The sequence below is a fragment of the Desulfobulbaceae bacterium DB1 genome, assembly GCA_001914235.1.
Taxonomy (GTDB): Bacteria; Desulfobacterota; Desulfobulbia; order Desulfobulbales; family SURF-16; genus DB1.
This window is the reverse complement of record MQUF01000003.1, coordinates 171,388-193,489: the sequence shown is the minus strand read 5'-3', so window position 1 is coordinate 193,489 and position 22,102 is coordinate 171,388. Positions and strand designations below refer to the sequence as shown.

Annotated in this window: 20 protein-coding genes; 1 reads left to right on the top strand and 19 read right to left on the bottom strand. The window is 57.7% G+C overall.

The window, feature by feature from the left end; translation table 11 throughout:
* Positions 1–26: 26 nt before the first annotated feature.
* The 5 genes from BM485_03190 to BM485_03170 are packed head-to-tail and all read right to left on the bottom strand — an operon-like array spanning position 27 to position 6,317.
* A complete protein-coding gene (locus BM485_03190; GenBank protein OKY76272.1) occupies positions 27–1,166 on the bottom strand; it encodes a hypothetical protein in 1,140 nt (379 codons plus the stop codon).
* 18 nt (positions 1,167–1,184) lie between these two features.
* A complete protein-coding gene (locus BM485_03185; protein OKY76271.1) occupies positions 1,185–2,216 on the bottom strand; it encodes a GDP-mannose 4,6-dehydratase in 1,032 nt (343 codons plus the stop codon).
* Positions 2,213–4,123 (bottom strand): hypothetical protein, encoded by a 1,911-nt coding sequence (locus BM485_03180; GenBank protein ID OKY76270.1) that lies wholly within the window; start codon positions 4,121–4,123, stop codon positions 2,213–2,215. The genes BM485_03185 and BM485_03180 overlap by 4 nt, the downstream gene beginning before the upstream one ends.
* Complete coding sequence (locus BM485_03175; GenBank protein OKY76269.1) at positions 4,120–5,478, bottom strand: hypothetical protein; 1,359 nt, start codon at positions 5,476–5,478, stop codon at positions 4,120–4,122. The genes BM485_03180 and BM485_03175 overlap by 4 nt, the downstream gene beginning before the upstream one ends.
* 2 nt (positions 5,479–5,480) lie before the next feature.
* Positions 5,481–6,317, bottom strand: coding sequence for a glycosyl transferase (locus BM485_03170; protein OKY76268.1), 837 nt, complete (start codon positions 6,315–6,317; stop codon positions 5,481–5,483).
* Between the two features lie 438 nt (positions 6,318–6,755).
* On the opposite strand from BM485_03170, the gene BM485_03165 reads away from it, so the two are divergent.
* Entirely contained in the window at positions 6,756–7,517 is a 762-nt protein-coding gene (locus BM485_03165; protein OKY76267.1) for a glycosyltransferase, read from the top strand.
* On the opposite strand, the gene BM485_03160 is transcribed toward BM485_03165, so the two are convergent.
* The 14 genes from BM485_03160 to BM485_03095 form a co-directional block, all read right to left on the bottom strand.
* Positions 7,481–8,287 (bottom strand): hypothetical protein, encoded by an 807-nt coding sequence (locus BM485_03160; protein OKY76266.1) that lies wholly within the window; start codon positions 8,285–8,287, stop codon positions 7,481–7,483. The two genes, BM485_03165 and BM485_03160, sit on opposite strands and share 37 nt — an antisense overlap.
* A complete protein-coding gene (locus tag BM485_03155; GenBank protein OKY76265.1) occupies positions 8,284–9,504 on the bottom strand; it encodes a hypothetical protein in 1,221 nt (406 codons plus the stop codon). The genes BM485_03160 and BM485_03155 overlap by 4 nt, the downstream gene beginning before the upstream one ends.
* Positions 9,491–10,405: a hypothetical protein gene (locus tag BM485_03150; protein OKY76264.1), complete on the bottom strand. Its 915-nt coding sequence runs from the start codon at positions 10,403–10,405 to the stop codon at positions 9,491–9,493. The genes BM485_03155 and BM485_03150 overlap by 14 nt, the downstream gene beginning before the upstream one ends.
* Positions 10,371–11,153: a hypothetical protein gene (locus BM485_03145; protein OKY76263.1), complete on the bottom strand. Its 783-nt coding sequence runs from the start codon at positions 11,151–11,153 to the stop codon at positions 10,371–10,373. The genes BM485_03150 and BM485_03145 overlap by 35 nt, the downstream gene beginning before the upstream one ends.
* A 1-nt stretch (position 11,154) precedes the next feature.
* Positions 11,155–12,303 carry a hypothetical protein gene (locus BM485_03140; GenBank protein OKY76262.1) on the bottom strand — a complete coding sequence of 383 codons (1,149 nt, stop codon included), beginning with the start codon at positions 12,301–12,303 and terminating at the stop codon, positions 11,155–11,157.
* An 81-nt stretch (positions 12,304–12,384) separates the two neighbouring features.
* Positions 12,385–14,997 (bottom strand): hypothetical protein, encoded by a 2,613-nt coding sequence (locus BM485_03135; GenBank protein ID OKY76261.1) that lies wholly within the window; start codon positions 14,995–14,997, stop codon positions 12,385–12,387.
* 19 nt (positions 14,998–15,016) lie between these two features.
* Positions 15,017–15,913: a hypothetical protein gene (locus BM485_03130; protein ID OKY76260.1), complete on the bottom strand. Its 897-nt coding sequence runs from the start codon at positions 15,911–15,913 to the stop codon at positions 15,017–15,019.
* Positions 15,910–16,596 carry a hypothetical protein gene (locus BM485_03125; GenBank protein ID OKY76259.1) on the bottom strand — a complete coding sequence of 229 codons (687 nt, stop codon included), beginning with the start codon at positions 16,594–16,596 and terminating at the stop codon, positions 15,910–15,912. The genes BM485_03130 and BM485_03125 overlap by 4 nt, the downstream gene beginning before the upstream one ends.
* A 4-nt stretch (positions 16,597–16,600) precedes the next feature.
* Positions 16,601–17,674 (bottom strand): hypothetical protein, encoded by a 1,074-nt coding sequence (locus BM485_03120; protein ID OKY76258.1) that lies wholly within the window; start codon positions 17,672–17,674, stop codon positions 16,601–16,603.
* 3 nt (positions 17,675–17,677) lie between these two features.
* Positions 17,678–18,706, bottom strand: a complete 1,029-nt coding sequence (locus BM485_03115; protein ID OKY76257.1) for a hypothetical protein — start codon at positions 18,704–18,706, stop codon at positions 17,678–17,680.
* On the bottom strand, positions 18,703–19,533 hold the full coding sequence (locus BM485_03110) for a hypothetical protein (GenBank protein ID OKY76256.1): 831 nt from the start codon (positions 19,531–19,533) through the stop codon (positions 18,703–18,705). Before BM485_03110 ends, BM485_03115 begins: the two co-directional genes overlap by 4 nt.
* A complete protein-coding gene (locus tag BM485_03105) occupies positions 19,530–20,267 on the bottom strand; it encodes a hypothetical protein (GenBank protein ID OKY76255.1) in 738 nt (245 codons plus the stop codon). Before BM485_03105 ends, BM485_03110 begins: the two co-directional genes overlap by 4 nt.
* Entirely contained in the window at positions 20,260–21,249 is a 990-nt protein-coding gene (locus BM485_03100; GenBank protein ID OKY76254.1) for a hypothetical protein, read from the bottom strand. Before BM485_03100 ends, BM485_03105 begins: the two co-directional genes overlap by 8 nt.
* A 49-nt stretch (positions 21,250–21,298) precedes the next feature.
* Positions 21,299–22,099 carry a hypothetical protein gene (locus BM485_03095; protein ID OKY76253.1) on the bottom strand — a complete coding sequence of 267 codons (801 nt, stop codon included), beginning with the start codon at positions 22,097–22,099 and terminating at the stop codon, positions 21,299–21,301.
* Positions 22,100–22,102 lie beyond the last annotated feature (3 nt).

Below are 22,102 nucleotides of genomic sequence, written 5' to 3'. Positions count from 1 at the left end.
ACGACAAGAAGGGGGAAGGCCGTCTCTCATGACAGATAGCGGATGGCGGCATCAGCCGCTCGTTTGCCGAAGACGAGGCAATTCGCTATCATTATACCGCCAATCCTGTCACCGCCATGCATGCCGGTGGTTATTTCTCCGGCCGCGAAAAGACCGTTTACGCCTGTTTCTCCATGCTCCGTGACGAGCACCCCGCCGTTACATACCTGTATGTGGGGGAGAAGAGTGTTGATGGTCTCGTTTGTTGTAATCCGAACCACTTTTATGGGGGATTTTTCGGCGGCGGTCAGAAGAGGCGCATCAAATTGATGATCGGCCTGGAGATTACTGATCGACACGTGACCAAGACGGGATTTGCTGAGTTGCGTGGCAGGCGGGGGAAGGGGAATTTCTTTGTTGTGCCGATCAAAAAAAACATGGTTTCCGTCGGCAAAACAGCCAAGCTGGAAACGTGGCGCTTCAGGGGAAACATCTTCCCATACTGCTTGCACAAACTGCATGTTGTGAAGTTTGACGCCGAGCTGCCGGAGGAGTGTGTATCCGTCACCGGTAAGGCCGGGATCGACGATGTTCGGGTGAAAAGAGGCTGCTCCTCCCCCGCATGCCAGGATAATCGCCCGGCAGGAAATTTTTATCTCGCGCCCTGCTGATTCCGCAATAAGGCTCGTGATTCTGTCGTGTTCCAGAAGTAATTGGCTGGCTACGGTTTTTCCCAGAGCACGAATTTTGCTCGTTGCCAGACGTTTTGCCAGACGGTGGGCGAATTTTTCCGTTGAGGTAATAATTGCCGCAAGCGGCTGCTCGCAGAAGCAAGGACGTATCCGGTTGATCGACCCTTTTGCGTCGCGCCGAAAAGATGTTCCCCAGTCCGTTAAAAGCTGAAAGGCCTGCTGGGATTCTTCAACCAGAATGCGGCTCAGCCGGGCCGTGTTTGTCCCTTTGCTGATTTTCCTGATCGTATCATACAGGATATCTTTCTCCCCGTCATTGCCGGCATAGGTAATACCCCAGCAATGATTGCGGTTACGAAAGGTAGAACCGCTGGCGAAAATTTCGCCTTTGTTGATAAGGACAATATCCTTAATTTTATTTTGTGACGTCAGTGCCGCCGTAATCCCGGCCAACCCGGCGCCGATAACAACAAGTTGTGTTTTCAGGGTCTCCATTGTTGCCGCGGAGTGACGTCATAAGGGAAGAAATCGCTCAACCGCCTTGTCTCCTTCTCTTGGCCGGACAATGGAAAGATCGTGGTCTACCATTTCATGGACCAGTTTTTCCAAAGGGAAATCATAGCGCCAGCCTAAATGATTTTCTGCCTGGCCCGGGTCACCGATAAGTATTTTTCCCCCGGAATCCGCCCGGTAAAATTTCTGTACCGAATGGACATAATCGCGGTAATCGAGACCAACATAATCAAAGGCGATTTTGCAGAATTCCCGTACGGTGTGAGTTTTGCCGGAACAGATGACGTAATCTTTCGGTTCGGGTTGCTGCAGCATCAACCACACGGCTTCCATATATTTTCGGGCATGCCCCCAATCGCGCCGGGAATCAAGATTGCCAAGTTCCAATCTGTCCGTCAGACCTTTTTTTATCTTGGCCACATGGGAAGTGATTTTGCGAGTGACGAATTCAAATCCGCGGCGCGGTGATTCGTGGTTATAGAGAATACCGCTGCAAGCAAAAAAATTATACGTTTCACGATAATTTTTGGTGAGATGAAAGCCCGCAACCTTGGAAATGCCGTAGGCCGAGCGCGGATCAAAAGGGGTGTTCTCGTTTTGGGGAACCTGGGTGGGACGTCCGAACATTTCGCTGGAACCGGCAAAGTAGAAGCGGGCCTGCGGTACCAGGTCACGGCAGGCGGCCAGTATATTGTGGGTGCCGTTGATATTGGCGTTCATTGTGGAAAATTCATCTTCAAAACTGGCGCTGACGTAACTCTGCGCTGCCAGATGGTATACTTCATCCGGCTTGGTTTTTCGAATGGCGTTATAGAGACTGGGAAAGCTTTCCAGGGAGCCGGGGATGAGTTCCATCCGCTCAAGCAGGTGGGCGATCCTGTGCATTCTATGGGCCGCATCCTCGAAGGCCACCCGGCGAACAAGCCCGTAAACCGTGTAGCCCTTGGCGAGAAGAAGCTCGGCCAGATAGCTGCCGTCCTGACCGGTAATCCCGGTGATAAAAGCTCTTTTTCGTTGGGATCCGCGTGTCATGTGTTTGTTTTTTCTCCCTTGGCGCCGTGAGCGGCCAGTTCTTTCAGGACGGGGGTGATTATTGTTTCGGCATCCTTTGTTGTGGCAAACCAGGAGGAAAAATATGCAATGTTGTGTTCAAGTTCCTCAAGGACACGCTGTTCCGGGGTTTTTTTCGGGGCCGATTCGGTGAATTTTTCCCGGGCATAGATGAATTCATGGTGCGCTTCGGCACGGAGTGGATAAAGGGCGTTGATGATCTCGGACGATCCCGTCAGTTTGTCAAATGACGCGCCAGAGGCAATAACGTTTTTTTTGAATTTCTTTAAGGCCAGGCTTCTTTTGTTCGGGATTTTGGAAAACTTCCATTCTTTCGTCGCCTCCTGGCCGCTTCGCAGGCCGTTTTGTGCAGTTTTCCGGCTTGATTTCACCGCTTTGAGCAGATCGCGCAGCGCATATTCCGTTGCCTCCCAAGACGGTTTCACCGCCTTTCGAAAGATATTTTCAATGACCACGGCAAAGGACATCTGCTTGTCGGCATATTTGCCAAGGGCTTCGTGCAGGGTCATAATTTCGGTTCCTGGAATCAAGGCACCGCCTTCGGTAGCGTCGATAAAGCGGCTCTCACTGTTCCGGCTGATAATGTCCTGCAGGGCGAGGAGCTGGTTCTTGAGAACGGCAACGGTCTCGACCTCCCCTCCATGCCAGCCGGGGATTTTGATCTTTTCTTCCCGGGTAAAATTTTTCCAGGAAACCGGGCAACCTTGCGCATGGTCTTGCCCGTCTGCCAAGGCCAGGTCGAGACCGATGAAAATGAAGGGGTTGCAACCAGCAACCGTTGCAAGCTGGGTGGCTGCGTGCATGACGGAAATCATGTGAGGAAAAGTTTCGTCCTGATCAAGAAGCGGCGCCAGATAGAGGCGGAAAAGATCATTGACTCCGGGAATCACAAATTTGGGCCCGTTTTGAAAGCCCTGTACCGTTTCCGGAAATGCCTCCGGCGTATAGGCCAGCGGGATGTTCCCATGACCGGCGATAACATGCCGCAGTTTGGTCATGCCGGCCGGAATGGGATCGATGGTCACGATGAGGTGGGGGGTGATGCCGTGATCGAGCAAAATCTTGGCGGCGCTGTCAACGGCGATAATAAAGACCCGGTTTTCCTGCCCGTGAAGCAGGGATACGTTTTTTGTCAGCGAGGGCCCAGCGGCCACGCAGACCGCGGGCAACCCCTGGGCGATATTTTTCAGGGCCAGCACATGCACCGACTCGCTCAACCGGGGCACATTTGCCACGGTGTTGTGAAAAAGAAGGGGCCCCTGTTTGACAATGGTCTGCAGTTTTCCCTTGAAGTTGAGCAGCTCAGCCTGCAACCTGGAGTAGATCGGGTTGTATGTGCCGGGAAAAAGCTCCAGCAGTTTCCGATGACCAACCAGGTGCATGGGCAGGGCGCGCAGGGCATCGTCTTGCTCTCGAAGAAGCTGGGGGATGTTTATTTTATTTCCCACCCGCAGGGCAACATGGGGATTTGCCAGTACCGGAGCGAGGTCAGCCGCTTTGAGGGCAGCGGAGAAAAGTTCCGCGTTCGGCTCAAGTATGACGAAACGGAAATGAGGATAGCTGCTTACCAGCAGCGTTGCCTCGTAGCCAAGGCCCATGCCCACCAGAAAAACAAGAGCGTCTTGTTCTTTTGCAAGAAGTTCAAGCAGACTGCTGAAACTCTTCGCAACATGAAGGGGGTCATGCACAAGGTCCGCAACATGGGTCAGCGGATGGGGGGCCTCAATATTCGGCTTGCCGTCGTCAGACACGATAACGGTAAAACCGGCGGACTGGTCGACGGGAACGGCAAGAGCAAGCAACTCAGGCCTGTGTTGCTGCAGCAGGGAGATATTGTGCTGTAGAAGAGTCGGATGTGCCTCGTTCATAGTGGGTTGGCCTTTTGAGATTGAAGGATGTCCAGCATTTTCAAGGGCAGGCTGAAGTCCGGCTTGGTCTTGAGGGCGGCGCGAAAGGCACGTTCAGCCTTTTGGGTGCTGCCCATGAGTCGTTCCGTCATACCGGCCAAATAATGGTTTTTGGCTTGCAGAAAGCCATAATATGCGGTGTTGGGGCAATGTTTGCCGCTTTGTTCCGCGCAGAACAGGGCCTTGTCGTATTGTTTCATATCATAACAGAGGGTGCCGTACTTATACCAGGCCACGGGATCTTGCGGTATAACGGCAACGGCCTGCCGGAAAAGTGATGACGCCCGGTGAAAATCGGCACGTTTATGCGAGTAATCGGCAAGTTGGACCAGGGTATGGCCAAGCTCATTTTTTTCGGCAGCTGATTCGCGGAAAAATGTTGCCGCCTGCCGGACACATTGCGGAATACTCTGAGCGGGGCAGCAGGAGAGCTCATGCATGCCTTCGGCCTTTTCCCGCCATTTTCCCGGAGTTTTCCGTTTCGCGTCCAAAACGCCGAAGGCGCAAGCCACGGCGGTTACGGCCTGTTTATCTTTCGGCGCCATCTCTGTTTGCCGGTTTTTTGTTTCTGGGGCAGGAATTCCGCTGGTTTTGCCTGGCGGAACGGGGGTTGACAGAAAGGCGGCTGCTTTGCGGGCAACAGCCTGCGGTGAGGTGCGAAGTTCTTCCTGATCGAGGCAAAGAAGTCTGTCGCCGGCAAAATCGGCAAAAAAACGGTTGAGGCCCTTTTGCTTGAGGCAAAAGGACACGGCCATGGCAAAGGCGCTTGGCGCGGCAAAAAGGTGAAGACACTGCTTGTTGAACCGAAGGGTCGAATGTACGACCGCCCTGGGATCCCTGGCAATGAAAATAACCCGGCTGTCGGGGTGCGGGGCGGTAATGTGCTCGGGAATAAGGATGAAATCAGGCACCTTGTCACCGACGATTCTGGCCTTGGCGTTTCGCGCAAAGAGCGTAAAAAACGCCGTGGAGACTTGGGCGTATATCTCTTGCGGGTCATGTGATGTTTGAAGTCCGTGCCGGTAGGTTTGCTCAAGCTGTTCAATGGCGTCTTGCGGGAAAAGAAGTTTTCGGGCGTCCTTTTTGGGGACCCGGTTTACCAGGTTGTGCCGGGCGGTTACGCTGAAATCCATGAGCAGGTCGCAGACGGGCTCGTTCAGCACGTCGATCCGCTGCAGGGTCTGCCAGAGTCGATAGAGCAGATTTCCCTCCTGGTATAAACAGGCAACTTCCGGCACCGTGTTGAGCAGTTGCGCCAGGGCGGTGGTGCCGGAGCGGGGATGGCCGAGAATGAAAAGAGGGATGTTGACTGACACGTTTACCGCTCCGGAGCCGGCCGATGTTCTTGAAGAAAGGTTCGTGCCCTTCCGGCGCACTGTCTGGACTCTTCCAGCAGGATTTCATAACGGCTCGGGCTGTGCTGGCCGGTTTTTCTTTCCGGACCATGCCAGCGGATGGAATAAAGCACCCTGGGAAGGTGGTAAAAACGGCAGCCGGCCATGGCAAAACGCAGATAATGATCGTAGTCGTTGGCCGCTGTGTAGCCTTCGTCCATCAGCCCCACCTTTTCATGTAGTTCGGTCCGGTAGAGCTTGCTCACCCCGAGATGAAACCAGTCGGCCAGGCATCTCCTGAAGTCATAGTCGGGTTGCCGCATCTGGCGGACAATGCAGCCGCTGTCGTCGACCAGGTTCATGTCCGAGTACACAAAATCCGTGTCATGGTTTTCGAGGATGTGCGCCATCTCTTCAATCATGTGCGGGTGGGGGAGGTCGTCCCCGACCACATAGGTGCAGTATTTTCCCGTCGCTTTGCCCAACCCTTCGTTATACGTTCGCGTGGCGCCGATGTCCTTTGCAAAGGTGATAATTTCCAGTTTTCTGTTCTGGGGATAGACACGAACAGGCGTCCGGATGATTTCGTCATTTTCAGCGAGGTGGCTCACCGGCTCCATCTGCTGGGAGGCGATTTTGTTTTTGAGGCCGGCCAGATACTCTTTGGTGCCGTCGTTTGAGCCGCCGTCCACAATGATGATTTCCAGGTCCGGGTAGCTCTGAAAGAGGCAGTGATCCACACAGGCCGGCAGATAGCGGGCCTGGTTGAAGGTGGGGATGACGATGGTGACTAATGGATGCGCTAAAGGGGATGAAAACATGATAAAAGAGAAATGTACATTGATTTCGAGTGATAACTAATCAAAAAAAAGAAGCAAAAAGGGGATTTCCGCCACTCTTTAGCCAATTTGTCGATATGCAGGGCCGCGCTCACGTATTCAGGCTGAATTTCTGGGGTAATCGGATACCGACACAATGCCATAAATAGATGCGCAAACATCAACCTATGCCTCCATCACAGAAATTTCTGGACGGCATTAATTATTGGGCTTTTGGTATTTTGCAGCTTCATTTATGTTCTTTTCTGGAGCACTTTTACGGCTTGATAATGCACAGAATCTTTTTGATGTGTTTCGTTCGCTTCATTTTTCGAGTACGTTTATTGGAAACGTTTTTTCCTCGCTGATGGACAAAAAGGTATCTTAGACGCGCATGCGGCGCTGTCTTCTCCCGTAGACACTTTTCCGAAAATAAACACGATGAAAGAAAACAGAGTCGTTCCCTGCAATGTATCCGGGTATACCGGACAGCAATTTTACCAACCCGCCCTGGCGGGCGCCCAGACCTTGACGGAGTACATTTTCGATGCCAAGGTGTACCTCACGGTGGGCGAGACCCTGAAACGGCTTTCTCCCGACGCGTATTCCCTGTTTCTTGTCGATTTCCTCGCCAGAGGCATGGATCGGTACGGGGCGAGATGGAAGTACGCCGACATCTGCACTGTGCTTTTCAGTCTTGCGGAACTTTTTGAACTGCGCGATTATCTCGAAATCGGCGTGCGCAGGGGAAGAAGCATGGCCATGGTTGCCGCCGCCAGACCGCAGGCCTCGTTAGTCGGGTTCGACCTGTGGCAGAAGGACTATGCCGGCATGGAAAATCCCGGGCCGGATTTTGTTGCCGCCGAACTCGCCAGGGTCGGATTTTCAGGGAAACTCACCCTTGTCTCGGGGGATTCGCATCAGGCGGTGCCCCGGTTTTTTACGGACAATGCCGAGGCCTATTTCGATATGATAACCGTCGATGGCGACCATTCCGAAGAGGGCGCCGCGCAAGACCTGCAGGTTGTGCTGCCAAGACTCCGCATCGGCGGCGTGGTGGTGTTCGACGATATTGTTCATCCTGCCCATGCCTATCTCCGCGCGGTCTGGCAAAGAGAAGTGAAATCGCTCGCGAATTTTTCCTCCTATGAGTTTTCGGATTTAGGCTATGGGGTCGCCTTTGCCGTGAAAAAATCGGACTGAGCAGGCGCTGCGGACAGGGAAAGGGCCGACAGCCGGATCTCTTCGAGCAGCTTATCCGCCGCGGCGCTGCATCTCCGAAGCGTTTCCGCGTCTGCAGCCTGTCGATTTCCCGGCGTCGCGCCGGCAAAATCCGCCATCTGGAGCGACTTCGCCATTTCAAAGCAAAAAAAGATGTAATCTTCCCTGTTCCAGCACGTCGGGTGGTTTTGGTGAAAGGCTATCGGTGTGCGTAACCACTTTACTTGTCCAAGTTTTTTTCGTAAGGGCACAATCGGCAGCCAATAATCCCAGAAGGGCTTGCCCATGCTGAATTTCGAGGCCGGATAGCAGGCGGCCAGATTGCTGTCCAGGAAGAAGTAGTCGAAGCCAAGCCCGAAGAGTTCGCCATTTCTCTCTTCCGGGGCATGAATGTCGATGCGGTTGCCGAAAACGAGCCCGCCAGCGGCCTCCTTGATGAGAATATCGTGGAGGTCGAAGGGAGGGTCGATGATTATGTCGGCGTTGACGATGCCGCACACCTCGTTTTCGCCATGACGAAGAATATGGGCAAAAAACGCGTCGATATTGACAAACGCCTTCCCCAGGTAGGCGATAGTGGTCTGTTCGTCGTGCACCTCAAGGAACCGCACATCCCGGAAGCTGTCTTCCAGCAGCCTGATTTCCTCTCCGATGTTCAGCGAGTAAGGAATGAAGCCGGCTCGAAGCCAACTGTGTACCGCGAGCTGCTGTCTGGGAAGGTTGTGTGGCGCCAGGCTGGTGAAGATTTTCATGAAGGCGATGCCGCAGTGGGGCTCTGCCCTTTCGTTCGCGTATGGATGCCGATACCTTCTTTTGCAAGACGTACGATGGCGCGGCCCAATTTTTCCCGCTCATCCGCAAGTCCCTTGAGGGCCTTTTCCTCCAGCTGGTGGCAGAGCGAGGGCGTTAATCCGGGCAGCTCCCTGGCCAGGAGCCCCGCAAGATCGGCAGCATCGCCGGCCCGGAAGAAAAAGGCCGGTTGCGGCTGCTGCTCACAATGCACCTCGATGTCCGAGAGAAAAATGCATTTGCCGAGTGCGCGGCAATCCTCTACGACCGAACTCCACCCCTCGAAGAGAGATGGCTGCACGACCGCCCGGCTGGCCCTTAACAGCTGGATCTGCTCGAAACGGTCGATAAGCCCCAGGATCCTGACCTGATCGCTGATTTGTAACTCCTCGACTGTTTGCTGTAACTCCGCGAAATATGCCGTGGCCTTTTGGCGGTGGTCAACCGTCGGGCCGGTGCAGACAAGCGACACCGGATGGCCCTGCGCTTTCATTCTGGCCAGGGCGCTGAAAAGGGTATGGTGATCCTTGTGGGCCCAAAATTGATTGCAGCACATGATAAACTGCGACGGCAGACCGTATTTCGCGCAAACTGAGCGGGGATTTTCGTCGAACCACTTCTCTTCGGGCAGGGAGCGAAAGTGGAGGACCTGGCTTACGGCTGCGGAATCCGGGTAAAAATGTCTGAAATCCTTTGCCGCGGCGCGGCTGCTGAAGACCGCGAAGGATGCATGGGCCGCGATTTTCGCAAAACAGCCGTCACGGTAGGCTATTTCCCCGGTGGTAAAGAGTTCCGGCATGAACTTGTGTTGAAAATCGGGAATCCATGATGCCGAGGGATAGTCCGCGGCGTCGTAGATGACCGGAAAAACGAAATCGATAAGATCGAAGGCGCTCTCGATGTCGGGGCGGACATGGACCTGACTGCCGAGCAAGCGGCCGAGCTCCGGCTCCGGCCCGTAATAAAGTAAACCCCTCAGATGCGGGAAGACCTCCCGGTACAGCGCTATCGTCTCCGAGGTCGCGAAACACTTGCGGAACATGAGATAACTTTCCGGCTTCTCGGCCGCAGGAAGCGACGAGACCGCCTTGATAAGGTGGAGGATGTAGTTGACCCCGCCGATCCAGCTGCGGTCGCCGACGACGGGAAAGCCTATGCGCATCCGTTCAGGCGGGAGCATGGGCCTTTTTGAACCATCGGACGTATTGGGAAATGCCGTCCGGTAGGGTAACCTCGGCCCGAAAACCGAGTTCCGTCAGTCTGGTGATATCGGCTGCCCAGTGAGTCGGGTCGCCGGCCCGTGCGATATTGTTGAAAACGGGCTGGACGTCGCTGCCGAAAGCGCGCAGGACAAGGTCAACGACTTGGCGTATGGAGCTTTGCCGGCCGCTCGCGACATTCAGGATAAGATTTTTTTCGGTTCTTTCCGTAACCAGCTCGATGACACGGACAAGGTCGCGGATGTGGACGAAGTCGCGCGTTTCCTCACCGGTGCCGAAAAGTTCGAGTTTGCCGGTGTGCATCTTGCGGCACAGGTCCCACAGCAGTTGTTTTTGCAATCCTTCGCCGTAACAGGAGAAAATCCGGAGGATAACGGCAGAAATGTTGTAGAGTTGCTGGTGCTCTTCAATGATCTTTTCGCAGATCAGTTTGTGGTATCCGTACGGGGAAATGGGAGCGGTGGCGGCATCTTCCTCTATCGGCAGTTGCCGTGGGTTGCCGTACACAGCGGCGCTGGAAGGAAAGATGAAGGTGGTTTCTATGCCGCTTTGGCGTATGGCGTCAAGTAACTGAAAGACGGTTTCTGGGCCGGAACGGAAGTCGGCGTCCGGATGGGCGATGGCCTGGGGGACGGAGGCCGTGCCGGCGCAGTGGACGATCGTCCGCGGTTTGAAATGCGCCATCACTTGCTTTATCCCCGGATGAGGAAGACGCATCGAAACGTAATGGGCGGCAAGGCCTGTCATATCGACCGGTCCGCAGTCCAGAGCTACCGTTTTGCCCAGTTTGCCGAATCTCGCAAGCAGGCTGCTGCCGATAAAACCGTTAGAGCCCGTTATCAGCACTGTATTCGTAACCATAGCCGGTCAAGATGCCCTGTAGCTTTCCCCGCACTGCCTGCTGCTGCGAAGCGTGCAGATATTTTTTCCAGTCACCGGGCAGCCCCTTGCGGTAATGGGAACCCGCATCCTCGTCGCCTCTTTCCCGGCCCCGGCTCATTCGCGCGAAGGAGTATTTCCGCAAAAGGGAAGTGAGGCTTGCTCGCGACAACCCGATACCCAGATGATCGAAGAGCCGCTCCATTGTCTCCAACTGCGCGTCGCCGGTGGCGTCCTCATACCTGACCAGCAGCACTTTTTCGTTTTCGCCGGCGGCCAGCCATCCGTGCATGGCGGCATACATTTCCCGGTGCAACCCTTCGATGTTGGCGATCATATAGTCCAATCCCTGCCGGAGCGAGAGCGCCCGCAGGAGTCGATTCGTTTCACGGAGAAAGGCATTGTTCAGGACATGCGAACATTTTACTGAAAAATACCAGGATATCAGGATATCCCTTGGGTCCCGAACAACATAGAAGGCCTTCCATTCAGGCGGTTTTGGCAAGATCAGGAACTCTTCGTATGGGATGTAGAGCGGCGAGACGATCGCATTGCCGGGAAATCCGCGCCTCAAAAGTTCGCGATTTTCGGTGGTTATGGTGAAATCCAGGTGCGGCGAGAAAACCTCCAGGGAGCAGGCGCGCTTGACGCTGTCGTCCCGCAGCAGTTGCAGGAACCATTGACTCGCGCTTTTTTGGATACAGCAATGATAGATATTGATGAGGGGCATCTTACGTCAAGAGAAAGGGATCCAGATAAAATTGCTGTTTCCTCAGCTCTTCCATGAAGATGACGCGATCATGGGCAATGGCCTCTTCCGTGTCCGTGGCGGGAATGTGCAGCATGGCTTCCTTGGATACGGGTTCGATCTGCGTGGCTCCGTTCGGGGCTTTCGCGGTCAGTCTGTACGATTCGTTCTGCCTGTAAGTCGTTGGCAGAAGTTGCATGTTTTGTGTTTTGACGACTAATTCGCTTGGGCGCATAAGACGTTCCGCCGTTTGGCAGGCAAGATATTTTCGCATTGGCGAGGATTCGTAAAACCGGAACTGAAAAACCGGCTGTGGCGCTTTTTCGAGGATCAGGAGCGGTTGGCCGGGGTCGGCGAGCCGGGCGGGGCCTATAAAGGCCAGAAAGTCTTCGAGCGGGACTCCCTTTGGCAGGGAGACGAACCATGGCCCGGCTTCGTGGAGCACAAGTGGCCGTGGCTCGATTTCACGCACCGACGTAAGGCGTTTGGACAGCTCGAAGTCTTCCTGGGTATCGACATCGGTATTCTCTCTGGCGTCGACCTGCAGGCGATAGTTTCTTTCGTTCATCGCCAGGTTGTACCGGCTCCATTCGCCGTCCGTAAAGTCACGGTGGTGGAAGGTGTAACATCCCGAACTGTGGCGACAGAATATGCCGTGATCGCGGAAAAAATGGCGGAAGCCCTCCTTGCTCTCGTAATAAAAATCACGGGAAAAGGTCTCCTCTCTGGTCACCGAGGTGACGCGGATGGGGGCCAGGGTATGAATGGCGTTGCTTGCTTTCCGGATCTGCGCCGCCGTGCGGAAGGGGAAAGTCGGCAGAAAAATACCCAGCCAGTCGATTGCCGGCCGATTTTGCAGATAATGCCTGATCACTTCCCGCATCGGGCTGTCGTGCCGGGCAAGCCCTTCGGGGCGAAAGAGAATTTTTACGGCGCTCTCCGGATAATGGCTCCTGACCACATCGGCGATCTCTTCGCTTTCGGTGGAGAGCGTGATATCCGCGAAACAGTCGCTTTCCAGCAGGACATCGATGGTCCAATTGACGAGAGGTTTTCCGGCAAGCGGCAGTATGTTCTTGCGCGGCAAACGCAATGAGTTGAGCCGGGCCGGCACGAGAGCTCCGATTTTCATGCTATTTCCTATGGTTGGTGTTGGATATACACACTTGGGGGGCCATGGGCGGCATTTCAGCTCGGTAGTGCATGCGACGGCTTACGATGCCTTGGGAGCAAAAAATTCTTTATCGTTTATTAACCGTTCCAGTTCCCCGGAACCTCGATAAAAACGTTTGGACGCGTTTTTGCCCAGACCGCCGCTGTCGAGAATCCAGTGATAATTGTCGTGGTCGGGGTGGCCGTTTGCAGCGGAGAGGCCGAGGCTCGCCGCGTCCCTTCTGAACCGCCCCATGGCCTCCTCGGAGTCGTTCCACGAAAAAAGGATGGCCCGCAGGGATACCTTGGGATAGACGGCATTCGACTTGTTGCGGATATCGAGCAAGCGGCGGACATTGCCGAGCACTTTGTCGTAATCGGCATTTTTTTTCGAATACCTGAGCATGCTTTCCGTGCCGGGCGCGCCGTGCGCCGAGATGACCAGGTGCTCAACCCGGTTGTTGACGAAACATCTGGCCATGGCCTCGTCGAGCAAGATGCCGTTGGAAGAAACGAGAAGGACGATCTTTGGGCTCGCTTTGCGGCATTGGGTTATGAAGTCGGCCAGACCGTCATGGAGTAACGGCTCTCCCCAGTTGAAAAGACGCAGACGGCGAATTCCGGGCAGCATGCTCTCGATATGTGCGAATATCAGGCCCAGATCCGGTTTTACCGGCCGCAGCGTGCCGACCTCCCGGGCCGGGCAGCAGGCGTAATTGCACGCCCCCATCACCTCGATGGTCAGGGAATCGGGAAAGCCTTCCTCCGTCCGGCGCCATGCCTGCCGTGTGGCCGTGTCGGCGGTCAGCTGCGGCGTGCGGGCCGAGCCGACGCATTGGGAGCACAATTCGAAATCGTACAGATCGCCGCGAAGCGCGGCCCGCACCTCCTCCTTCCATATCTTTTCCAGCGGTTTTTCGTAGAGGGAGGCAAAGGTGTTGCTGCCGCGCCAATCCATGCAGCAGGTGGTCACCGAGCCATCCGAGAGAATGACAACGTGGTTGCCGGGGAACTCTTTACAGGTGGGACGGAGATGGTGGAAGCGACGTCGGAGCGCAGAACCGATGGCGGTCCCCATCAATTGCCGGAGAAAGCGTCCTTCCGGTTGTTCCGCCGAAATGTTCTTTTCGGCCCAGGATTCCAAGAGGTCGAAGAGGCAATCCGTGTCCAGGCGCGCTTCAGTGGCCGCATCTTGCAAGGAAGGAGTCGCTTCCGTAAAAAGGCGCAGGAAGATATTCGGGGCATCGATGGCGGGGTGCGGACTGGCAAAGAAATCGTCGAGCATGGTTTCCGCCTCCTCGTTTCCTGCCGCCTTGACCATGGTATGGTAAAGGTCGAAGACCAGGCCGGCATTGCTCGGATTGCACTCGTATGCCTTCCGCAGATTGCGTATTGCTTGGCCGGGTTCGCCCTCCTCCAGGTCGAGGAGCCCCTGTCCGAAGTAGGGCAATGCGAAATTCGAGTCGATTTCGTTCGCTTTTCGAAAACATTCGGAGGCCTCCTTGCGCTTCCCTTGCCGTGCCAGCCGCTCCCCCTGCAGGAATATCTGGTAATCGGCGCGGCTGCGTTTGTCTATCCGGGTGTCGAACAGGATGCTCTTGCCGTCCCAGGTGGCGATCCTTTTCTGGATGATTTTTTCCATGCGGAAAAGATTTCCGAGATAATTACGGACCCCTGGGTAATAGAAAGGCAGTATTTCCCGCGAGAAGCAGAATCGATCCGGCTCCTTGCCGTATAAGAAAAGGGCGTTGCGCATGGCGCTCGTCTGCAGCCCCAGAAAGTGCCTGAAACGATACTGCCGTAAAAGTATTTCCACCGGCAGCGAACGAAGCAGGGGATGTTCGATGCAGTGCACCTGGGCGCCCAGCCGCTCCCTAAGCGCGTTGGCCACCATGTCGGCCTTGTCGCTCCGTTCCCTGGGGTGCGGCTTGACGACAACCTCCTCGCCCCGGTACACGGCGGCAACGAGGTTGACGTACAGGTCGATTTCGCTCGCAAGGGGCGCAAATTCCGCCTCGCTTAAGTTGCTGGTAAGCAGCAGTATCGCTGCCTCCGGACGGGTGGTGGGGAGCGTTCCTCGGTATTCGGCGGAGACCGCGATATACCTGTCGATTGCGGCAAGCAGGTGTTGCCTGTCGAATATCCGGAGCAGCGGTTTTTTCCCTGTTTTAGCGGTATTTTCCCGGAAGTTGTTGTGGAAAATGGAGAGGAAGGTGTTGACTTCGTGGTACGGCACGAAATAGTCGGTAAAAGAAAAATCGACGATGCCGAGGCCGTCGCCTGTGCAAACGTGATAAGCATCCCGGTAGGCGTTGAGGAGAACCTCGTTGACGGGCTGCCAGTTACGTTGCGTGAAGACCTCGTCAGCGCCGGGCAAACCGCATATCTCCCGCAGCATCCCTTCCGCCTTGCGTGGCGCGTTTCGATACTGTTGGCAGATCGAAGTTTCGTCAGCAGAGAGATCGACGATTTTTTCCCAGGGCCAGAGCGTGGCAATGCTTTGGGCCGCGTGGACGATGCCGGCCGTTTTGTCCTGCGAGCACATACCGCCAAGCAGAAGATAATCGGTATGCGCCTCCGCGGGGCAGAGCGTTTTACGGCATTCCAGCAGCGCGATGCAGTTGAGAAGCTGTATCGGCCCCTGGCAGAAAACTATCCGGGTTTTTTTTGTCATTACTGTTTTTTGAAAGCGATTACATGCTGCAGCGTTGCGAGTGGTTGACGAGACTCAGGGCGTCCCGATGATACCGTTGCTGCCTGTCCAGGTCGTAGAGCCATTGACCATCCCCTTTCGCGGCAGTGCGAAGAATGAACACAATCCGTTGCACCACGGCGTGCAGCAGCATCAGCGCAGCGGTTCTGGGCGAGACTCCCGCTTCCGGCCTGCTCTTTGTGTATGCCAGGGCAACGCCGCGGAAGGCATCGGGGTCGGCGCCGAACAGGCGGTAGGCGGCAAATCCCACGTCCAGCGCGGGGTGGCTGCCGGTTGCGGAGTCGAAGTCGATGGCCAAAGGGGCTTTTGCGGTGAACAGCAGGTTGCCGCGGTGCAGATCGCCATGAACCGGTTGGCGGTGTCTGTGCAAGGATTCCGCCTCCCCGAGAAAGGGGGTCGCCTCGGTGAGGCAGTATTCGTCAGCGCCTTGCGGTACATCGGGTACAAGTCGATCCAGGTGATTGGCAACCGGCGCCCCCTCAACCGCGGCCAGACAGTCATGCAACCGCGCAAGCCACTCTCCCGTTGCCGCAGGGGTCGGCGCCTTTGCGCATGAAACGCCATGCACCTGAAGCGAGTATAGGCAACCGCCCCCTTCCCAGAAGACACCGCCGTTCGGCAAGGTAACCATGGCTGGGGAAAGGCCGGCGGCACTGACGGCTGCATAGATTCTTGCCAGACCATCGCGGTTGGGGGTGCAGTGCTCGGCATGACGTTTGAGAACGTAGTGTCCCTCGGCCGTCCGCACCATAAGCGCGCTTCCGTGCAGCCTGGCCACCTTCTGGCAGTTGAGGTCCCAGACTTGGCGGAGCAGGGCGCCTGCGGCATTACCGTCCATCGCCGTTTCGTTTGGTGATTGGATGCCGGCAGCGTTCATGGTCGGGCCGGAAAGCAGCCGGCCAGCCGTCTGGCCAATGCCAGGTCTTCGGCCTCGTCGATGTCCAGACCGTAAGGCCAAGCCAGGACGTAGCCCGCCGTTTCCCGCATGTAAAAGCGATTTGCGGCCAGGAATCGTTGCCGGTCGACAAAGATAATGGCGCCGTCGGGATAATAGGCCGGTCCTGACGTGCCTTTTTCTATCCGTCCCTCTGGAGGATTGACGATAAGACCGTCCTGCAAGGTCATTGCCAGGGAGGGCGGGCAGGGATAACGGGTCAGGCTCGCCAGGGAGGCGACCCTCCGTTGCCGGAAGAGGGTATATGCCTCGCGGATATGGTTTGCTCCGCGAAAGGGATGGCATGGCGTAAGGACGCAGACCGCTGCCTCGTTGCCGCCGTATTGCGGGTGGCGGAGAATGCTGCCGAGCACCTCGGTAAAAATGACGTCGCCGCGCGCCAGGTCATCCGGCCGGGGGTGGATCTGGACCGGATAGTCCTTGAGACCGGCGATGATCTCCGCGTCGTCGGTGCTGCAGAGTACCCGGCTGAAAACACCGGAGGCCAGGGCCGCCTCAATGGTTATGGCGTAAAGCGGTTTGCCGCTAAGCTTTCGTTTGTTCTTTCCCGGAAGCCTTTGGGAGTTGGCGCGGGCGCCGATGACGCACAGACAGTTTTCCGGCATGGGCTTACTCCAGATCACTCCAGTCGATAAAAGACCTGGCGGGTTTAGCCCTGCGCAGCAGTCGTCCGTGCACGGCATCCCAGTGCTCCACGCCGATGCCTTGGCGGGGCCGGGCAAAGTCCACGTGCTGCAGGTCGATCGGATCTCCCGGCGCAAGGTCTTTTGCCGCCACCAGAGACATCCGGTTGCGGAGCCGGTACTGTTCCTGTTCCGGCGTCAAATGCAGTGTGTCCATGGGCTGCAGGGCCAGATAGACCTCCCGGATACGTTGCAATTGCTCGGGCAGATCGGCAATGGAGATGGACCAGTTGCGTTCCGGCTCCTGCACGAACCGATCCTCGGAAATCGGTTTTTCGAGCGCGCAGGCGCCGAGCGCGGTGGCTGCCGGCAGCATGTCGTAGCCTTCATAGTGGTCCGATATGCCCACCGGCACCCCCAGGATCTGCATGAGGCGCGGGATCTGTCGCAAATCGTGCCGGTGCGCCGCTGCCGGGTGGCCGGCCGGGTTGTGGTTGACCACGATCCGCTGCGCCCCGGCGCCGCGCAAGGTCGAAACGGCCTGCACTATCTCGTGCAGATGGGCGCTGCCCGTGTCGAGAAAAACGGCCAGGCCCGAAGCGGCCATGCAGCGCAACAGGGGAATATGGATGAGATCGGGTGAAGCCGCCTTGACTGCGGCGGCGCCGATATCTTTGAGAAATTCGACGGACTCCGCATCGTGGGCCGTGGCCATGAAACTTACTCCCAGCCGGTCGCACTCCTTTTTGATCGCGTGGTGCTGGTTGAAACTCAGCTGAAATCTGCTCATGTGTTCGGCAAGGAGTTCAGTTCGCGTTTCTCCGTTTATGACGTAAGACGTGGTCAGGGCAGGGTCGCCGACCAACCGATCAGCTTGAAATGTTTCGGTTTTCACGCAAGGCGCCCCAGCGGCCGCAGCCTGGCGGGCCAATTGCAGGGCCACTTCCAGGTCGCCTCCGTGACAGATGCCCAGTTCCGCGACAAAATACGGGGGCTCGCCCGGGCCGATCCGGATACCGTTGATGTCAATGTGAGTTGTTGTCATCGTTTTGGATTGCATGGGTCAAGGTTCTGCAGGGTAGTGTTCGCGACAAGGGTACGCATCCAGAATGAAGCCGGCCAGCGTTGCGGTGAATGCCTCGGCGTTCCAGATGCCGAGGCCGCGCTGCACCCATCCCAGCTCGGCCAGAGCCGCGATTTCCTCCGCCTCGCTGTGGGTTGAGGCTACGGGCAGAAAAGGCATCCCCAGGGCCAGGCATTCCTGCATGGTCCTGCCCCCGGCACAGACCAGCAGATCATGGCGCAACATTTCCGTAAGCAGGCAGGCCGGCGCCCTGACGAAATCGAAGCGCTCATCACCGGCGGTCAGTCGCAACAGTTCGCCGGCCTCACCGTAGCCGGGGCCGAGCACGACCGTGAAACGGGCCAGGCCCCAGTTCCCTGCGGCCAGCGCGGCGACCACTCGGGGGGTCAATCGGGTGGGATCCGAGCCGCCGAAGGTCAGCAGGATACTCGGATCGCCGGCAGCCCGCGGGCCGCGAGCCACGGGCACATTGCCCAGGATGAAGTGCTCGGGGCCGAGAAAAAGCCGTACGCCATTGCCCGGCGCAAGGCGGGCCGCCGCCGCTGCCCGCACGCTGCTGTTCAGCACGGCCGTCACTCGGGGGAAGACAAAGCGGGCATCATCAATGAAAATCACCCTGGCGCCGGAGTCGTTCCATGCCTCCAGGGCATGGATGTCAAGTTCCGGGTAAGGCAGGTCCACGATTATCCATCGCGCGCCAAGGTCGTCGACTAGGCGGGCCGTGTTTTCCAGGCGGTTGGCCGGGCCGGTCAAGGGCAGGACCGTAAATCCCCGCTGCCGCACAAACAGCATGCCCTCCTCATCCTCGGCCATCAGAAAGGTCGATTCGCCCCCTCGTGCTCGAATTGCCTCGGCTAAAATAACGCAACGGGCAACATGGCCGAAGGACAGGCCCGGACGGCGTGCTCCATCCACTCGGATGGCAACTTGTCCGGGAACATGGCCGCCGAAGGGCTCGTCGATCCAGGTGCGCAAAGGCCGCCACACAGGAAAGCGGGGCCCATTCATTGTATTTCTCCTTGATCCGCGAAAAGGGCTTTCTCCCTGGCCAGGAAGATACAATCCGTATCTTCTTTAGGGACAATGCCTTCGAGTATTACCGGAACCCTTTGCGCCAGTTCCACAGCTTCCCGCGGGGGCGCCTCGTCTATAACGGAGAACAGGGCGTGGAAGGGGCTGTAGCCCATATAGCCCCTTGCAGCATAAGGGTCCTGCTCCAGCAAATGGGTGGAGTAGCTGACGTGCATCTCCTGGATGCGGCCGGCAAGGGGCGGGTGCGCAAGAAAGGCCGCCAGGCAGAGCTCCTGAAAGTCGGCCACGTGGGTAATGTCGAGGCAGAGGCCGAACTCGGGACAGGAGCGGAAAAGTTCGAGCAAATCCTCTGGACGATAGCCCCAGCCGGCGTCGAAGCCGTTGTTTTCAATCAGGATGGTGGTGCCGGGCAGGCAATACCGCAGCAGGGCGACGCGTCGGCCGCGGTTTTTTTCCAGGTGATGGGCATGCAGGATGATGCGGGGGGTCTCCAGTTCCTGCAGCACGACGTGCAGCCGCTGCAGGTCCCTGGCCGCCTGCCGGCCGTCCAGGAAGTCCGGGTCCGCATCGCCGATATGCACGGAGCGGTAGTCGAGTGCGCGGAAGGCGCGGACGAAGTTGCGCGAGAAGCCCTGATGGGGATGCAATCGGGCCGGGGTCAGGAATATTTCCAGGCCCTGCCAGCCGACTTTGGCAACCAGTATCTCGAATTTCCGTTCGCAATCAACGGGCGCGCCATGCAGGGCACGGCGCGTCGCCTTGTCGAACCAGAACCACAGGGTGTTCATGGCCGGATAGATCATGGCTGGGCTCCTGCCATCTCCGTCCGCGCATGCAGGATTTGCAGACGGCGCATGGCCTCGGTCAGCGGCATTGCCCAGGGCGAGGGGTCGGCTGGGACAAAAAGGGAGACGAGGTGCGCATAGTCCTCGGCGGTATCCACTGTCAGGCGCAGCTCGGGCCGGCATATCTCCTTTGGTGCCTTCAGCTGCTGTATGGTAAATTTGTCCGGATTTCTCAGGATATGCAGGTTGATGTGTTCACGCTCGGCCGCCTCGGTAACGTGCTCGCACATCCAGGCAATGGTACGGGCCGCGAAGACGTCGGTGGCGGTGCCGTACGGCATGCCGTCAACCGCCAGGTAGTCGGGATCGTGGTCCCGCAGCCAGTCGAGGCAGGCGGTGAGCATCGCCGGGCAGGTCAAGGGGTTGTCGGCCGTCACCCGCACCACCTGCCTGGCTGGATACGCCGCCAGGCATTGCCGGTATCTGGCCAGCAGGTCGTCGGTCGCGCCGCGAATCACGGGAACGTCGAGGGCGCGGCCCACTGCCGTGACCGCATCGTCCGCCCTCTGCTCGGTGGTGGCCAGGAGCAGCAGGGTCCCTGGCCGGGCGGCCGCCGGGCCTAAGCGGCGCAACAGGAACTCGAGCATGGGCCGCCCCGCCAGTTCCAGCAAGGCCTTGCCGGGCAGGCGCCGCGAGTTGTAGCGGCACTGCACGACGATCAGGATGTCCTGTTTTGTGTCGGAATCAGACATCGTCCATCATCAGGTCGTTGCGGCGGATCGCCACGTACTGGGCCACCTCCTGCCGCAGTACCTTGCCGGTCAGCCAGGCGAGGTCCGCGGGGGAGAACTCCGAAGCGGGACGGCAGAGCAGCAGGTCCTGTTCCGCCAGGCGTTCGCCTTTATGCAGCGGGCGGGCGGCGTAAAGTCCCCGCCGGAAGGTGGCCGCATTGTGCCGGTCGGGTCGCGTCAGGAAGGCTTCTTCGCTGCCGAGCATTTCCACGGCTGCCGCGATGTCGGCGCCGAGGCGTTGCAGGGCATCCGGCCCCAGGGAGTGGGCATGGTCACCGTCCTGGCGGTTGGGTTCGAGGGTGAAATGGGTTTCGATGACCTCGGCGCCCAGGATGGCGGCCGTGAGACAGGCCTTTGGGTCGGGATGGTGGTCGGAATAACCGACCGGCCGGCCAAAGGTCCGCCGCAGCAGAGGGATGGCGGCCAGGTTCAGCTCATGGCGCGCGGCCGGATAGTTGGAAATGCAGTGCAGCAGCACCACCTCGCCGCTCTTCCGGGCGTCCAGGAAGTCGAGGGTACGGCCGATTTCGTCGAGACCGGCCATGCCGGTGGAGAGCAGGATCCTGCATCCCGTGGCGGCGATGGCGCCGAGCAGATGGGTGTTGGTGCAGTCCATCGAGGCCACCTTGATGGCGGCTACCCCTAACCCCGCAAGCCACTCCACGGCCTCGCGCGAAAACGGGGTGGACAGGAAGTCCACTGCCGCTTCATCAGCCCAGGCCTTCAGCCGGCGCAGCTCGTCGCGCGTCATCTCCGCCGGTTTGATCATTTCGTAGTGGGGGGCGGAGGGCAGGGCGAGGTCGTCGGCCCGGAAGGTCTGGAACTTGACGGCATCGGCCCCCGCCCGGGAGGCCGCTTGGATCATGCGCCTGGCCGTCTCCATGCTTCCTTCGTGGTTGAAACCGATCTCGGCAATGAGGTAAGGACGGTGGTTTGTTTTCATCGTTTTCATTTTTCGTACGTCGTTTTTGTCCTGTCGGTCTGGCTGGTGTTCAGGGCTCGACGACAAGAAAGATGTACTTTTCCGGTCCTTCGAATCCTTCCCAGCGATCGAGGCGGCTGGTAGTTGTCCGGGCATGGGCGCGAAAAGCCTCGCCAAAGTCCGCATGGGTACGGAATTCGACAACTTTTGCGCCGAGTTCGCGATACAGTCCACGGTAATCGTGGCTGACGATATTGGTCTTGAAGGCGCGTTTTTCGCGCAGCGCCGGGGTGGTGTTGTTCTCGTCGTACTCGATGTGCACCACGCAGCGGGAGCAGACCCTGAGCATCTCGGCAAGGGCTGCGCGTATCCTGGCCGGATGGATGTTCATGAAGACGCCGAGGGAGAAACCCACCTCAAAGGCCTTGTCCTTTAAGGCCATGGCACAGGCGTCGCCGTTGACCAGCGGGATCTCCGCTCCCTGAAGATAGCGCCGCGCATTGGTCAGCTGGCTGCGGCTGAAATCCACGCCGCCGACAAAGGCGTTGGGAAACTCGCGTTTGACGCGGCCGATGTTCCAGCCGAAGCCGCAGCCGGCTTCGAAGAAACTGGAGAATGGCACCCGGCCCAGAAAATCGATCAGCATGTTCTGGAAGAAGATCTCCCGGTCCAGGTAGCCCGAGGAGGTGATCTCGTCGAGGTAGACCTCGCCGCGCCGCTGCCAGTAATGGCGCTGGTCCCTGAGCTTGGGCAGGGTGATGCCGAAGAGCGAGTACAGCAGCCGTTTGGCATGCCACTCCAGCTTGTAGGTTTCGATACCGAGGAATTTGCCCCAGTAATCCTCGGCTGCGGACGGCTTCGTTTGCGGCATCGG

Coding starts and splice junctions, on each gene's coding strand:
- BM485_03150 (OKY76264.1), bottom strand. CDS start 10,405: ATGGTTACGAATACAGTGCTGATAACGGGCTCTAACGGTTTTATCGGC.
- BM485_03110 (OKY76256.1), bottom strand. CDS start 19,533: ATGATCTATCCGGCCATGAACACCCTGTGGTTCTGGTTCGACAAGGCG.
- BM485_03185 (OKY76271.1), bottom strand. CDS start 2,216: ATGACACGCGGATCCCAACGAAAAAGAGCTTTTATCACCGGGATTACC.
- BM485_03125 (OKY76259.1), bottom strand. CDS start 16,596: ATGCCGGAAAACTGTCTGTGCGTCATCGGCGCCCGCGCCAACTCCCAA.
- BM485_03140 (OKY76262.1), bottom strand. CDS start 12,303: ATGAAAATCGGAGCTCTCGTGCCGGCCCGGCTCAACTCATTGCGTTTG.
- BM485_03190 (OKY76272.1), bottom strand. CDS start 1,166: ATGGAGACCCTGAAAACACAACTTGTTGTTATCGGCGCCGGGTTGGCC.
- BM485_03105 (OKY76255.1), bottom strand. CDS start 20,267: ATGTCTGATTCCGACACAAAACAGGACATCCTGATCGTCGTGCAGTGC.
- BM485_03130 (OKY76260.1), bottom strand. CDS start 15,913: ATGAACGCTGCCGGCATCCAATCACCAAACGAAACGGCGATGGACGGT.
- BM485_03135 (OKY76261.1), bottom strand. CDS start 14,997: ATGACAAAAAAAACCCGGATAGTTTTCTGCCAGGGGCCGATACAGCTT.
- BM485_03120 (OKY76258.1), bottom strand. CDS start 17,674: ATGCAATCCAAAACGATGACAACAACTCACATTGACATCAACGGTATC.
- BM485_03115 (OKY76257.1), bottom strand. CDS start 18,706: ATGAATGGGCCCCGCTTTCCTGTGTGGCGGCCTTTGCGCACCTGGATC.
- BM485_03180 (OKY76270.1), bottom strand. CDS start 4,123: ATGAACGAGGCACATCCGACTCTTCTACAGCACAATATCTCCCTGCTG.
- BM485_03095 (OKY76253.1), bottom strand. CDS start 22,099: ATGCCGCAAACGAAGCCGTCCGCAGCCGAGGATTACTGGGGCAAATTC.
- BM485_03170 (OKY76268.1), bottom strand. CDS start 6,317: ATGTTTTCATCCCCTTTAGCGCATCCATTAGTCACCATCGTCATCCCC.
- BM485_03100 (OKY76254.1), bottom strand. CDS start 21,249: ATGAAAACAAACCACCGTCCTTACCTCATTGCCGAGATCGGTTTCAAC.
- BM485_03145 (OKY76263.1), bottom strand. CDS start 11,153: ATGCCCCTCATCAATATCTATCATTGCTGTATCCAAAAAAGCGCGAGT.
- BM485_03160 (OKY76266.1), bottom strand. CDS start 8,287: ATGAAAATCTTCACCAGCCTGGCGCCACACAACCTTCCCAGACAGCAG.
- BM485_03155 (OKY76265.1), bottom strand. CDS start 9,504: ATGCTCCCGCCTGAACGGATGCGCATAGGCTTTCCCGTCGTCGGCGAC.
- BM485_03165 (OKY76267.1), top strand. CDS start 6,756: ATGAAAGAAAACAGAGTCGTTCCCTGCAATGTATCCGGGTATACCGGA.